Annotated in this window: 1 protein-coding gene; it reads right to left on the bottom strand. The window is 73.2% G+C overall.

Going from position 1 to position 407, the window contains the following annotated elements; all coding sequences use genetic code 11:
- Positions 1–407: hypothetical protein (locus P9254_RS13895; RefSeq protein WP_278103883.1), on the bottom strand; the 407-nt coding region annotated here is incomplete at both ends.

Here is a 407-nt window from a genome sequence, read left to right as displayed (position 1 = left end):
CCCGTTGCTCCGGTATCGCCGGTGGCGCCAGTCGCACCTGTTGCTCCGGTCGCACCGGTCGAGCCGGTTGCTCCGGTTGCGCCCGTTGCTCCGGTATCGCCCGTGGCGCCGGTCGCACCTGTGGCGCCGGTTGCTCCGGTCGCACCTGTCGAGCCCGTTGCTCCGGTATCGCCGGTGGCGCCAGTCGCACCTGTTGCTCCGGTCGCACCGGTCGAGCCGGTTGCTCCGGTATCGCCGGTGGCGCCAGTCGCACCCGTGGCGCCGGTCGCACCTGTGGCGCCGGTTGCTCCGGTTGCGCCCGTTGCTCCGGTATCACCGGTGGCGCCGGTGGCACCTGTGGCGCCGGTTGCTCCGGTTGCGCCCGTTGCTCCGGTATCACCGGTGGCGCCGGTGGCACCTGTGGCGCC

This window comes from Mesorhizobium sp. WSM4983 (genome assembly GCF_029625765.1).
Lineage (GTDB): Bacteria > Pseudomonadota > Alphaproteobacteria > Rhizobiales > Rhizobiaceae > Mesorhizobium.
This window is presented reverse-complemented; position numbering and strand designations above follow the sequence as displayed.